At 67.4% G+C, this 13,238-nt stretch carries 11 protein-coding genes and 2 pseudogenes; 7 read left to right on the top strand and 6 right to left on the bottom strand.

What is annotated here, in order from left to right:
• Positions 1–175: hydrophobic protein (locus ACFVX6_RS34285; RefSeq protein WP_389698183.1), on the bottom strand; the 175-nt coding region annotated here is incomplete at its 3' end.
• A gap of 176 nt (positions 176–351) precedes the next feature.
• Here ACFVX6_RS34285 and ACFVX6_RS34280 point away from each other — a divergent pair.
• The 3 genes from ACFVX6_RS34280 (at position 352) to ACFVX6_RS34270 (ending at position 2,141) form a co-directional block, all read left to right on the top strand.
• Positions 352–750: a DUF1622 domain-containing protein gene (locus ACFVX6_RS34280; protein WP_389698181.1), complete on the top strand. Its 399-nt coding sequence runs from the start codon at positions 352–354 to the stop codon at positions 748–750.
• Positions 751–1,317: 567 nt separating this feature from the next.
• Positions 1,318–1,683: an STAS domain-containing protein gene (locus ACFVX6_RS34275; protein WP_389698179.1), complete on the top strand. Its 366-nt coding sequence runs from the start codon at positions 1,318–1,320 to the stop codon at positions 1,681–1,683.
• Between the two features lie 92 nt (positions 1,684–1,775).
• The gene (locus ACFVX6_RS34270) at positions 1,776–2,141 is read left to right on the top strand and encodes an ATP-binding protein (protein WP_389698177.1); all 366 of its coding nucleotides are present in this window, start codon (positions 1,776–1,778) and stop codon (positions 2,139–2,141) included.
• A gap of 30 nt (positions 2,142–2,171) precedes the next feature.
• Here ACFVX6_RS34270 and ACFVX6_RS34265 read toward each other — a convergent pair whose 3' ends face one another.
• Both ACFVX6_RS34265 and ACFVX6_RS34260 read right to left on the bottom strand, forming a co-directional pair.
• Entirely contained in the window at positions 2,172–2,504 is a 333-nt protein-coding gene (locus ACFVX6_RS34265; RefSeq protein ID WP_389698175.1) for an STAS domain-containing protein, read from the bottom strand.
• Positions 2,505–2,856: 352 nt separating this feature from the next.
• Positions 2,857–3,282, bottom strand: coding sequence for a hypothetical protein (locus ACFVX6_RS34260; protein ID WP_389698173.1), 426 nt, complete (start codon positions 3,280–3,282; stop codon positions 2,857–2,859).
• 147 nt (positions 3,283–3,429) lie between these two features.
• Here ACFVX6_RS34260 and ACFVX6_RS34255 point away from each other — a divergent pair, with 147 nt between their 5' ends.
• From ACFVX6_RS34255 to ACFVX6_RS34245, 3 genes and pseudogenes are all read left to right on the top strand, one after another.
• Positions 3,430–3,996, top strand: coding sequence for a YidB family protein (locus ACFVX6_RS34255; protein WP_389698171.1), 567 nt, complete (start codon positions 3,430–3,432; stop codon positions 3,994–3,996).
• Between the two features lie 110 nt (positions 3,997–4,106).
• Positions 4,107–4,700, top strand: a pseudogene (locus ACFVX6_RS34250) (FG-GAP repeat domain-containing protein); the annotation flags it as partial.
• Positions 4,701–4,860: 160 nt separating this feature from the next.
• Positions 4,861–6,417, top strand: coding sequence for an FG-GAP-like repeat-containing protein (locus ACFVX6_RS34245; RefSeq protein ID WP_389698169.1), 1,557 nt, complete (start codon positions 4,861–4,863; stop codon positions 6,415–6,417).
• A 523-nt stretch (positions 6,418–6,940) separates the two neighbouring features.
• On the opposite strand, the pseudogene ACFVX6_RS34240 reads toward ACFVX6_RS34245, so the two are convergent.
• The 3 genes and pseudogenes from ACFVX6_RS34240 to ACFVX6_RS34230 form a co-directional block, all read right to left on the bottom strand.
• A pseudogene (locus ACFVX6_RS34240) lies at positions 6,941–7,219 on the bottom strand (transposase family protein); the annotation flags it as partial.
• A gap of 123 nt (positions 7,220–7,342) precedes the next feature.
• On the bottom strand, positions 7,343–7,870 hold the full coding sequence (locus ACFVX6_RS34235) for a hypothetical protein (RefSeq protein WP_389698167.1): 528 nt from the start codon (positions 7,868–7,870) through the stop codon (positions 7,343–7,345).
• A 75-nt stretch (positions 7,871–7,945) separates the two neighbouring features.
• Complete coding sequence (locus ACFVX6_RS34230; protein ID WP_389698165.1) at positions 7,946–10,885, bottom strand: hypothetical protein; 2,940 nt, start codon at positions 10,883–10,885, stop codon at positions 7,946–7,948.
• Between the two features lie 310 nt (positions 10,886–11,195).
• Here ACFVX6_RS34230 and ACFVX6_RS34225 point away from each other — a divergent pair, with 310 nt between their 5' ends.
• On the top strand, positions 11,196–12,980 hold the full coding sequence (locus ACFVX6_RS34225) for an FG-GAP-like repeat-containing protein (RefSeq protein ID WP_389698163.1): 1,785 nt from the start codon (positions 11,196–11,198) through the stop codon (positions 12,978–12,980).
• Positions 12,981–13,238 lie beyond the last annotated feature (258 nt).

Below are 13,238 nucleotides of genomic sequence, written 5' to 3'. Positions count from 1 at the left end.
ACCACCGGCCGCTACTGCCCTTCGGGCGGGCAACGAATCCGATCAGCCACAGCACGAGGAGCGCGATCGCGACCCACCAAAGAATTTTGATCGCGAAGCCCGCACCGGCGAGAATCAGAATCAGCAGAAGAACGAGAAGCAGGGGAACCATATTTATCAACCTCCGAGCACTCATCTGCCCGACCGCCTCTCGAACATGCGCGCAAAACTTACCTGTTTCTTATCGGCGCAGGCGGGAAGACGTGCAGCCCACTTTCGGTGCACTGCCGTGTTGGTGGCCAGATCCGCGCTTACGGCCCACTCGCCAGCGTCCATGTAGTCCGCAGACGGGGGTATGCACAGCCCATGAACCTGTCAGGTGAATTGCTGTCCGAGTCCGGAGTGCAACAGCTGATCGGAGGGCTGGTCCACATCATCGAGGCGGCCGGCGCGCTGATCATCTTCGCTGGCACCGTCTGGGCGTTCACCCGGTTCGCCAGCACCGGCCTGCGTCGCCGTTCCCTCATCGTCGAGTTCAACAAGATCCGGCTCAGCCTCGGCCGCTTCCTCGTCCTTGGACTGGAATTCCAACTGGTGGGTGACGTCCTGCGCACCGCGGTCGCCCCCAGCTTCACCGAGATCGGCCAGCTGGCGGCCATCGCCGCCATCCGCACCATCCTCAACTTCTTCCTCACCCGGGAGATCGCGCAGGAACGCGCCGAAATCGAACGCGATCAGAAGGAGCTCGCGCAACAGGTCTCGGCCCGCTGACCATCCGGCTGCCGTGTTCCGCCATTGAAGCCGACCGACGGGGAACAGGGGCTCACGAGGTGATCGGCTATGACCCGAGAGGGGTACGGCACGCGGCCGGGTGTGGGCGGCCGTTACAGCGGGCCGGGATGGTCTGTACGTCTGCGCGTGTCACGAGGGCTTTCCGGCAGGGTAGTTGCGCGTAGGTGCAGCTCGTCGGTGCTCGTGTGTGCGTGGGCAAGCATCGCTTCGATGTCCAGCTCGTCCGGTCCGGCCGCCTGCTGATCGGGCCGGTCCCGGGGTATCGGGCGGACATTCGCACGGGCTGATCGGCTGCTGGTCACCACTAGCTCCCTTTCTCGAGGTTGTCACGTACTCGCCTGCCCCGAACAGCCACAGACACCGGCTGCCGGCCAGGCGCTGTTCGAATCCACCGCCGCGAGGTCGCTCAAGCTGCACGTGCTGGACGAGGCTTCCTCCGCGAAGCGCCCGGTCGGCCACAGGGGCCAGGGGAAAGGCCTGGCGGGGTGGTGGAGCAGACCGCAGTTGGGCAGGATGAGGGCTTCATATGTGCTGGTGAGGAGTCTTGTGGAGCCGACGGTGACGGTGTTGCCCGATCACGGTGGAGTGCGGGTAGTGCGGTGCTCAGGCGAGTTCGATGCGGACACCGAGGATGCGCTCCAAATGGCGTGTGCCACGGCTGTTGCCGCGCCCGAAGTGACCCAGCTGGTCTTGGATGTCAGGGACGTGACCTTCGCCGATTCCTCGTTCCTGAACCTCCTGCTGGTCACGCACCGGGACAGCGACCTGCGGTTGAGGGGCCCTGTTCCCAACCAGCTGGCCCGGCTGCTGGAGATGACCGGCGCGGACCTGGTGCTCGCCGTTGAGGACGGGTCGGCCCAGACGGCCGGTGAGGCCGAAAACCGCCTGGGGGATTCTGGGCCGGATGCGTAGCTGGGCGGGGAACCGTTCGGCGGGGGGTGTCGTGGAACTGTGGGGGAAGACGAGGGGTGAGAGGAGCGACGATGCCAGGTACATCCCGGCGCATGGCTGAATTCAAGTGTGCGGACGCCCGGCAGGTCGCCCGCAATGTCTTGGCCGCCCATGATGTGGGCGAGCGCCTGCTGAACGACGTGCTGACCGTGGTGGCCGAGCTGGTGAGCAATGCCACCCGGCACGCGGGCGGGGTCACTGCCTTCAGCGTCCGGTGGCTGCCGCATTCAGTGTCGGTTGAGGTGTCGGACGCATCTGCGGTTCTTCCCTGCTCCCCGGGCACAGCAGTGTGGGTGCCGGGAGGATTCGGCTGGCTGCTGGTCAACCAGCTCGCCGAGCGCATCGAGATCTCTGTCGGCCCTGAGGGAAAGACGATCACCGCCCATGTGCTGCTCGCGGAACGCGATCGGAGCGCGTAACCAGCACGGTCGGGCTTCTGCTGGCGCCCGCTAGAGGGCGCGTGCCTCATCGATGCTGTCGGTGATGGTGAAGATCTGGTGCGCCGAGGTGAGCTCGAAGAGCCGGGACAGCTGTGGGGCCAGCGGTCCGGCCAGGACGAGCGGGTGGCCGGTGCGCCGCAGACGGACCAGTTCGTTGAGCATGGAGGAATCGGCGAAGGCGACCTGGCTGAGATCCAGGACGATCCGGCGCACGGTCGGGTCAGCTACGGCCTCTTCGGCGGCCTGGCTGAAGGGATCGAGGCTGTCCTGGTCGAACTCCCCGGCGCAGAAGATCACGCGGACGCCATCATGGTCGGGCAGCGCCGTCACGACTTGTTCCATGGGCTGCCCCCTGTCATTCGGTGTCGGGAAGGCACTTGCTCCCCAACAAGCACGGTCGTGGGTTCACCCCCACGGGGACGAAGGGTACGTGCAGACATCCCGTCCGGGGCAAGCGACGGGGCGGCGGCAGGAGCCAGCTCGTCGGCAACTGGCCTGCAGCTTCGTACTCGGCCGAGCGGGCACTCGACGCGCACTTCGAACCCCCGACAGCGCGCGCCCAAAGTTGCCGGGCAGCGCTCCGCAGCCCGTACAGCTCCACCGTCACCGACCACGTCCATGCCCCGCAGCCTCCCGCCCGCACCCCAACCCTGCCGGCATCTGGCATCCCATCGCACCCGCGTCGGATAGCCGCTCAGCTCTGCGGCTGCGGCCCGGTTCCGCCGAACCGGGGCACATCCTCGACGGCGGCGTCCAGGCGCAGCCGCGTATATCGGATCGGGTGGCGGTAGACGCCGCCCCGGTCGACGGAGGTGTCGGCGCTGATCTCCGCAACGAGTTCAGGCTCCACCAGCGTGGCATCGAGGACGTCGCGGGCGCCCCAGCCTGACGAGAAGCTCGCACCGGTCCACGGATGCCCGGGCCCGGCCGGGGTGAGGTGCTCGGCGAGCTCGCGGGCCGCGTTGGGGCGCAGCGGTACGGTGCGGCCGACGGGGCGGAGGCGGCCGGTCTCGTCGTGGCGGCCGAGGAGAAGGAGTTGGGGGCGGCCCAGGGTGCCGGTGATGGCGCCGATGACCGCCTCGGTGGTGTTCCTGCGTCTGACCTTGGTCCTTAACTGCACCAGGGCCCTACTCGCGCCAACCGGCCCGGCAGTGACCGCTGGACCTGTGCGGTCGTTAATGAATCATGACCACGCCTGCTGGACATGGCCACGATGAACGCCGTCTTGACCGGCAGACACCGACAACTTCAACCAAAGGACAAAGCAGTGCCTGAACACGAAGCCTCGCGAGACACCGTCGGCGGTTCCTTGGCCGGGACGTCCTCATCGGCTGATCTGACGGAACGCGATCTCGTCCGGTCGTCGACTCAGGCTCTGGTCGCCAGCCCGGCGCTGGCAGGACACGTGCGATCCTGGCTCGGTGACGGCGAGAACCTGCCCTTGACGCCTAAGCAGGTTACCGAAGCGATCGGTGTCAAACAGTTGGAGGCCCTCGCGGCCAAAGGTGACGCGGACCCAGCCACGCTGACTGAAACCCTGGCCGAAGTGCCGCCGCAGATCGTGGACCGGCTATCTCCCGACGGGCAGCTCGTCACAGACCCCCAAGTCGCACGTCAGCTGCTGGTCTCATCTGCGGGGGGACCGGGGATCCATCCTGTCGACGGTACCGCTCGGAAGATCCCGCTGAGCGAGATTACTGACTCCCTCGGCCTGTCAGACCTCAGCCTGGACAAGATCACAGGCGCCCTGCAGCTAAACCCCCTCCTTGACAGTGAGCTTGTCGACTCCCTGATCAACACCAGGGATTTTGACGCCCACATCAACGGAAGGTGACCCACCGCGGAGGCCGTAGCCCTGTCAGCGGTCACGGTGCGAGGCTTTCCGATGCCAGGTCCGGGCGCAGGCGTAAGTAGCGAGCAGGACACCTCGGGCCCGACTACTTCCTCATCAACACCGACGGCTCCGTCGAGGTGTACCTCAACCAGGGCGGTGACCCGGCCGGCGCCAACGGCTGGAAGCACATCGGCAAGGTCGCCGCGGGCGTCTCCAACTACGCGAGCAAGGTCCGTTTCGCGGACTGGGACGGCGACGGCCGCTCCGACTACATCGCCTTCAGCGACAGCGGCTCCGTGCACCCGTACCTCAACCGCGGTGGCGACCAGTCCGGCAACGGCTGGCCCGCTGTCGGCCAGGCCGCGGCCGGTGTCACCAACGACCGCAGCCGCATCCGGTTCGCCGACAACGACGGTGACGGCAAGGCCGACTACCTCTACGTCAAGCCCGATGGCAAGGTCGACCTATACGTCAACCGCGGCGGCGACGTCGTCCCGAACGGCTGGCAGGTCGTCGGACAGATCGCCAGCGGTGTCACCACCGACCACACCAAGGTCCAGTTCGCCGACTTCGACGGCGACACCCACGCCGACTACATCGTCGCCGGCGCTGGCAACAGTGCCTCCGTGTGGCTTTGGAACGGCGGCGATCCGTCCGGTGCCAACGGCTGGAAGGGCATCGGCGTCGTGGCCAGCGGCACCTGAGCCGTAAAAGCTCCTGCCCGGTCGAGCTCCCACAGCCCCATGCGAACGGCCGTCCCGGTCCTGCCCCCGGCGGGATCGGGACGGCCGTCCCGTTCTCTCCGTCCCCCGGCCGTGCCCACCTCGTACCAAGACCGACCGCCGACGATCGCGAAAGCCACCCGTGACACAGCGCAGCACCCCTCTGACCCTCGCCACCACCCTGCTCGCCGGGGCCGCCGCGTTCGGTCTGGCGGGCGCCAGCCCCGCCGCCGCAGCACCGCAGCCGGCCCCTCCGCTGGTGCGGATCATGCCGCTCGGCGACTCCATCACCGCCGGCGCGGGCAGCTCCGGCGGCGCCGGATACCGCGCCCCGCTGTGGAACCGGATCACGGCCCAGGGCGGCTACACCCCCGACTTCGTCGGATCCGGTTCCTGGGGCGACACGCCCGACCCCGACAACGAGGGCCACAGCGGTTACACCATCAAGGGCATCCGCGACGGCATCGACCAGTGGCAGCGCGCCGCCGCGCCCGACGTGGTCCTGCTCCACCTCGGCATAAACGACCTCAACTCCCACAACGAGGACCCCGCCACCGCCGCGGCCGACCTGGTCTCCCTCATCGACCGCCTGCAGACCAACGACTCCGGCGTCACCGTCATCGTTCAGGGACTGCTCACCGACACCCGTGGCCAGTACGCGCGCACGACCACCTTCAACACCGACCTGCTCGCCGCGGTCGAGGCCCGCTTCGAGGCCGGCCGCCACGTGCGCTACGTCACGTCCCCGCGCCTGGACCTGGCCACTGAGATGCCCGACGGCCTCCACCCCAACGACGCCGGGTATCTCAAGATGGCCGACGCGTACCACGATGGCCTCAAGGCTGCGGTCACCGACGGCTGGGTGCAGCCGGCCCCCGCACCGCGGGCTGGCACCGAGTCGGGCGGCACGGACCGGGTCCGCTGGGCCGACTTCGACAGCGACGGGCGCACGGACCAGCTGACCATCGCCGATTCGGGAGAGGTCCGGGCCCGGCTCAACCGTGGCGGTGAAGGCATCGGTTCCTGGCAGGACATCGGCCGGGTCGCGACTGGCGTCACCACCGACCGCACCCGCGTACGCCTCGCCGACTTCGACGGGGACCGGCGCGCCGACTACCTGTACATCGCCCCGGATGGTGGTGTCACGGCCTACCTCAACCGCGGCGGAGACATCAGTGGCGGATGGGAGGAGCGCGGCAAGGTCGCCTGGGGCGCCACCCGCTCGCACGAGCAGGTCCGGTTCGCAGACTTCGACGGCGATGGCCGCGCCGACTACCTCGCCATCGCCGACAGCGGCGCCGTCACCGCCTACCTCAACCGCGGCGGTGACCCCGCCGGCGTGGGAGGCTGGGTCGGGCTCGGGCAGGTCGCGACCGGCACCACCACCGACCGCAGCCGTGTGCGCCTGGCGGACTTCGACGGCGATGGCCGTGCCGACTACTGGACCGTCAACCCCGACGGCAGCGTGACGACCTACGTCAACCACGGCGGGGACAGCCACGGCGGCTGGCAGTACGTGGGCCGGACCGCCTCCGGTGTGAGCACCGACCGCGTGCAGCTCGCGGACCTGGGCGCTGGCACCCACGCCGACTACCTCCTCCGGGAGGCCGACGGCGCGACCAGCGTCTACGCCTCCAACGGCGGCGACCCCGACCCGGCGGGCTGGATCCGCCTCGGCACGATCCCCCACGCCTCGTGACCGGGCGCCCGGAACCCGTCCAGCAGGCCGCAGAAGGCCACCACCGAAGAGCCGAACCCGCATGCCGCGCAGGGTGACCACCTTCGCTCTCACCGCCGCCGTCCGTCGGAGCCTTAGTCATCACCAAGGCCATGTCCGGCCCCGTGCCGCTCCCCGCGGCCACAGCGACGGCCGCGCACTCCGCTTCGCACTCGGCGTACCGGCCGAGCACACTCAACGCCTGGGCTCGGTCCGAGCGGGTCTGCGGGTGCTCGGCGCCAAAGATCTATCTAAAGACCGGCACCAGTGTGTCGTACATGCCGACGGCATCGGCATGGCGACCTTGTGCCCCGCCGCGAGCGCGGCAATGCCCAGCGCCAGTGGCCCGTAGGTGTCGTCACGCGAACCGGACCGTGCTGCGGCCACGGAGCGGGCCTCTGCCTCGGCCTCGGCATAGCGACCCGCCTGGTACAGGCCCATTGCCTGAGCCATGGGGGGCTCAGACATCGGACGCGATTCGCTTCCACCACGCCAACGAAAGAACGGGACCGTGCTCGCGCAGCGTCTTGAGCAGACCCGGTGCTCGTTCGGCGAGCAGGTCGACGACCGCGCTGATGTAGGCGTGGGCGGTGGACTCGCTGATCCCGAACCCGGCGGCGATCTTCGCCAGAGTGGTGTGCTCTCGTAGGTACACCAGTGCCACCATCGCCCGCTGGGATGGACGGAGCTTGCAGCGCCGGTCGCCCTCACGAGTGACAACCAGCATGGTGACCCACTCCACGAGCTCATGCGGCAGGTCAAGTGCGGCAGAATGGATGACCAACGAGGCCCCCGAGCAACGTGATTGAGACGTCAGACATCTCGATCAACAGCTCGGGGGCCTCGTTCGTTGCGCTTCACGACCACCAGCCGATCGGTGGCCAACTCGAAGAAGCTCACTCAGCTATCAGATGTGCTCGAAGTACCGGGTCCACCAGCTGACGTGTTCCGCATCCGCCGGGTAGGTGATGAACGAGTGGTCTTCGGCATTGAGATCGGCGAGCCACGTGACGCCGTCATATCGGCGCCGGAGAAGAGGAAGCGGGACGGCGGTGTATCCCAGGTCTATCAGCGCAGTCTCGATGGCTTCGCGCTGCTGAGCAGTGACTGCCCCGTCGCGGACGGCATGGTCGAGGTCGCGGTGGCTATCGGGGTTGGGTGTGGTGACTACGGCGAGCTTGCCGTAGTTGCTCAGCCTGATGGCCAGTGCCGGCAACCAGTTCTGGACGTGCACGGCGAAGTAGTAGCTGGCGTCCTGGTTCTCATCACTCAGCTCCCACGGGAATTCCAAGTCCTTGGAAAGCCGGTTCTGGAGTTGAACGGCTCCTGCCCGTGCAGCCTCGAAGTCAAAGCCGTCGGGAGTCTCGAGGTCGCTGGAGCAAGGAACGCGATCCAGGGATCGGAGAATCTCGACCAGTTGATGCTCTTCATTCATAGTATTCATCCTAGAGTATGCGTTCACAGTCGTGCGGGCGCCCACGTTTCTTTTGGGCGCCCGCACCAGGGGACTCTACTTGCCGTACCCCGTCACCGGGTAAGCCGTCACGAAGTCTCCATTTTGATTTACTACAAGCCTCATCCAGTTCTCCCCCTTACCTTCACCGATCTGCTCGCCCAAGTCCACGTAGTACCGGCTCTGATCCCCGGGGTACGACAATCCGCGCTTCTTGTACGCTCGATCCACGAGGTTCAGAAGCTTTGCCTGATCCTTCTCGATGAAGATCGTGTGGAGTGGTTTACCCGTTGCGTTTGGTTTGGTGTGCTCCATCAGGTGATCGATTCGGTGCCCCTGCGCGGAGCCGGGCTTGTACTTGATGCCACTGGGTGAGCGGAATTTGTCGGTACCGATCTTGACGAACCCGACAGGGCACGTGGGCATCGCCCGGGTGAAGCAATCGGCAAACTTTCCGCCCTTGCTCGTCGCTGCCCGGACGAATTCTTCGAACTTTCCTGCGAACTTGGTGCCCTTGAAAACCTTCCCCACGGGGAGGAAGGCCACTGCCGCGGCGCCGCACTTCTTGACTTCGGGGTTGTCCGCGCAGCCGGCCAAGTCCGAGAGTGCGAGCCCCTCGGCCCACATCTTGATGATGAAGCGCTGTGCCGGGTCCTTCATGAGGGCTTCGGCGATCATGTCGTTCCGCTGCTTGGCCTGCTCGTCAAAGTAGCAGCGCGCCCCAGACATGCTATTGGCGATCGGCTGCTCGCAGCGCATGTACTGGCTGCGCTCCTTGGCCGCCTCGTCCTTCAGCTGCTGCTCTTCGGCCTTCAGGGCCGCTTCGTACTCCGCCTTCGCCTTCTGGAGGGTGATGTCGAAGGCTTCGTCGCGGGCCTTGATGGCATCCTCTTCTTCCTGTCCTGCTTGCTTGGCGTCGGCGTAGGCCTGGTCTGCCGACTCGTGGGCTTCGGTGGCTGAGGCGAGGGCGTTTTGATGGGACTGTGAGGCCATGGCTGCCGAGATGTCGGCGTCGGCTGCGGCCTTCTGGGCTCGGTCGGACGCGGCTCGTGCGGTTTTGGCTGACTGGGCCGCCTTGGTGGCCGATGTCTGAGCTTGCGCGGCCGACTTCTTGGCGTCCTCGGCGTAGCCGGCAGCCTTCGTGGCCGATGCCTTGGCCTTGGCCTCGGCGTCCTTGGCCTGATGGGCGGCGTCATTGGCCTCGGCTGCGACCTTGGCCGCGAGGAAGGCCCGCTCCTGAGCCAGCGCAGCGACACGGGCCGCACTGGAGATCATGCCCGTGACGCGAGTGCTGTGGGTGGCGGTGAGGTTGTCGCGTCGCTGCGCGGAGTACTGGCCCGTAGTGATGAATTCGTGCAGGCTCTGGGCGTCGCCGTATAGGGCGATCTCTGCCGCGGCCTTGAGTTCGGGACCGCCTGCGCTGGCGAGCTGGGTCGCGGCGAGGTTCTCGTCGACCTCTCGGGCGGTGTACTGGCCCTCGTTGATGAACGCGGCGAGCGCCTGGCCGGTGCCCTCCAGCATGGCCTTGCGGGCCGCGGCCTTGACGTTGGCCCCGCCGGTGCTGGAGATCTGGTTCACCTTCAGGTCGAGGTCCATCTCCTCGGCCTTGTACTGACCGTTCTTCAGGAACTCGTTGATGCCCTTGGTGTCCGTCTTCAGAGCGGCAGCGGCGGCCGTGCGGACCTTTGCCACCCGCTTCTCGTCCTTGGAGATCTCCTCGACGCGGTCGCGGGCGTCCTGGTCAAGGCCCTGCTGACGGCCGGTGAGGAGATAGGTGCGCACGTCCTGGTCCGTGCCCGTGAGGGCGTCGGTGGCCGCGGACTGGGTCCAGGCTCCGCCGCTCTGCATGAGGTCGAGGGCGAGCTTGCGTCCCTTGAGGACCAACTGCGGCAGGTCGGCTCCGGGCTTGGCCGCTTCCAGGCCGAGCTCCTCTGCCTGCTTCTTACGGGCGCTGACGGCGTCGAGTGATTCCTGGAAGGTCTTCTGGAGTTGCTGGGCGTCTTTGGCGTAGTCCTTGGCCCGCTCGGTGGCCGCTGCGGTGCGCGTGTCGATGTCCGTCTGTTCCGTTTCGCGGCCGAGGTCGTGGATCTCCTTGGCCTTGGTCACGGCGGCCGCGGCTACGTCCGCGTATGTCTGTGCGGCTTTGGCGTGCTTGGTGGATTCGGCGGCGGCCTGCGCGGCCTCTCCCGCATGGTCGGCTGCGCGGTCGGCTTCGTCGGCAGCCTTTCGCGCGTGGGTCGCGGCGGATTTAGCGAAGTCCCTCGCCTCGTAGGCAGCCTTGGCGGCCTTGCGGGCTAGGGTCTCCGAGGTGGTCGCGGCGCGGTTGGCCTCGTTGGCGTGGCGGCGTGCCTGTGCAGCTGCTTCCCGGGTCTCTGCGGCGTTGACGCCTGCCGCAGAGGCGAAGCCGTCGGCTTCCTCGGCGGCGTCGGCAGCGTCTTGAGCGCTCTTGGCGGCGCCCCGTGCGGCGGTGGAGACCTTCTCGGTGTCTTCGGCAGCCTTGGCTGCGGATTCCGCTGCCTTTGCCGCGCCGTCAGCTGCCCGGGCGGCGTCGCGGGCTTCCTGGGCCGCCTGACGCGACTCAGCTGCCTTGTTCTTGTCAGTCGCGGCATCGGCCGCGGCTCGTCCGGCCTTCGCTGCGGCATCGGCCGCGCCGATGGCCGCACCGGCGGCCTGCTGGGCGGCGGTCGCGGCGATGCGTGCGGCACGGATCGCAGCGTTGGAGGCTGCGATCGCCTTCTGCGCGGCCTGGGCCGCACCACGAGCGGCGCTGGCCGCTTGTCCGGCGGCGGCTGCTGCCCTGAGGGAGTCGTTGCGGGCTGCTTCAGTTTCCTTCGCCGCACGCGCTGCTGCCTCCTGCGCCCGGCGCGCCGCTTCCTTGGCCTGCTCGGAGGTCTCTATCGCGGCCTTCGTGGCGAGGTCGGCCTGCGCGCCGGCCTCCTCGGCGCGCTTCGCAAGCTCCGCGACGGTGGCTTGTTCCTGGTCGCGGGTCCGGGCCACGTGCTGCCCGATGTCCAGGAACTCCTGAATGTCTGCAGCACCGCCACGCAGCGCTGCGTCCGCGGTCGATGTCGGCGCCCAGCACCCGCTGAGATGGACGCTTCCAGGGCACAGATGACGCCCCCGGGCACTGGTTCTAAGCGCAGCCGGTGCAGGCCACGCCTACCACCGACACAACAGGGGCGTTGTGACGGCACCCGCCGAAACCTCACCGCGCTCGTCGACACAGGTTCGCGCTCGGTCCCTGCGACGCTGCGCAGCGCTCGGTCCAGCCGCTCGCCCCTTCCCAAAGCCCAACACAAGGAACACCATGTCCCACATACGCCCGCACACTGTGGCCACGGCCGTGGCCGTGACCCTCGCAGGCGCCGCCGCGCTCATGCCCGCCGGTGCTGCCCTGGCAGCCGTAGGCACCCCCGCCGCCGCAGGGCAGTACACCTACACCGCCCAGCTGAACATCGGGGACGAGGCGAACAGCCGAGCCTGTTCCGCCGTTCTCGTCAACGCGAGCTGGGTCATGACCGCAACGAGTTGCTTCGCCAAGACACCCGGCGCAGCCGTCGTAGCGGGCATGCCGGAACTGAAGGCGACGGCGAAGATCGGCAAGACCACGCTTGATGTGATCAACATCGTGCCGCACGGTGATCGTGATGTGGTGCTCGCGAAGCTGTCGGCGCCCGTCGCCGGCATCGACCGCGTCAAGTTCGCCACCACGAAGCCGGCCGTGAACGATGCCGTGAACGCCGCCGGTTTCGGCCGTACCAAGATCGACTGGGTGCCCGGGAAGGTCCACACCGCGGCATTCCAGGTCGCGTCCACGGATTCGACCACGTTGGCGCTCAATGGCAAGGGCACCGATGCCATCTGCCAGGGCGACGCCGGAGGTCCGCTCGTCAACAGCAAGGGGCAGCTGGTGGGTATCAGCAGCCGCTCCTGGCAGAGTGGCTGCCTGGGTACGCCCGAAGCGGAGACGCGGACGGATGCTGTCGCCACGCCTACGAACGGTCTCAAGGCCTGGGTCGATGAGACGGATCGGCGTTTTGCCGTCCAGCGCGATCTGAACGGTGACGGACGCTCGGACGCGGTCATGGTGTATTACAACGCTGACTCCTCGATCACGTTCTACAGCTCGCTGAGCAAGGCGGACGGCGGGTTCAACGAGTTCAAGCCCGGCTACACCGTCCCCGTCAAGAGCTGGGACCCCAAGGCCATGAAGCTCATCACCGGCGACTTCAACGGTGACGGCCGCACCGATGTCGGCATGATGTACCGCAACGGCGACAGCAGCATCAGCATGTACACCGGCCTCGCCGATGCCTCGGGCCTCATCCAGCCCTTCACCTCCAGCTACACCATCCCGGCCAACAGCCTGGACTGGAGCGCCATCGATCTGTACGCCGGCGACGCCAACGGTGACGGCCGCTCCGACGCGGTCATGGTGTATCACCACGCGGACACGTCGATCGCTTTCTACAGCTCTCTCAGTAAGGCCGACGGCGGCTTCAACGAGTACAAGCCCGGCTACACCGTCCCGGCGAAGAACTGGGACCGCAGCTCCATGAAGCTGATCGCCGGGGACTTCAACGGTGACGGCCGCACCGACATGGGGATGCTGTACCGAAACGGCAACACCAGCCTCACCATGTACACCGGTCTCGCCGACAGCGCAGGCCTCATCCAGCCCTTCACTCCCGGCTACACCGTCCCCGCCAACAACTGGGACTGGAAGAACATCGAGCTGCACGCAGGCGACCTCAACGGTGACGGCCGCAGCGACGCGCTGATGACGGTCCACAAGCCCGACACCTCGATCACCTTCTACAGCTCCCTCACCAAGGCAGACGGCGGGTTCAACGCCTTCAAGGCCGGCTACACCGTCCCCGCCAAGAACTGGGACCGCGCCTCCATGAAGCTGATCGCCGGGGACTACAACGGCGACGGGCGCACCGACATGGGCATGATGTACCGCAACGCGGACAGCAGCATCACCATGTACACCGGCCTCGCCGACACCGCAAGCCTCATCCAGCCCTTCACTCCCAGCTACAAGGTCCCCGTCAAGAGCTGGGACTGGAACTCCGTCCAGCTCCCCTGACTCCCCCGTCAGCCCCCTCCGTCGGGGCGCGGCGCATGCCGTGCCCCGACCTCGTGCCCCGGCGCCCTGATTCGGGTGCCGGGGCACGACGGGCAGCAGGCCCGGGCCCGGGGGCCCGTCCGCCGCGAGCAGCCCCGTGAACTGATCTGGCGCACGGCCCGCAAAGACTCGACGAAGTGCTCACCGAGCAGGTCTGCACCGCCCCTGACCCGACCGAGCCATGTCCGACCGTCCATCTCTCCCACTGTGCATGCCCCT

Source organism: Streptomyces sp. NPDC058289 (assembly GCF_042880975.1).
Classification (GTDB): domain Bacteria; phylum Actinomycetota; class Actinomycetes; order Streptomycetales; family Streptomycetaceae; genus Streptomyces; species Streptomyces stoeckheimensis.
Note: the sequence above shows the minus strand (reverse complement) of the source record. Positions and strands in the feature narration are given on the sequence as shown.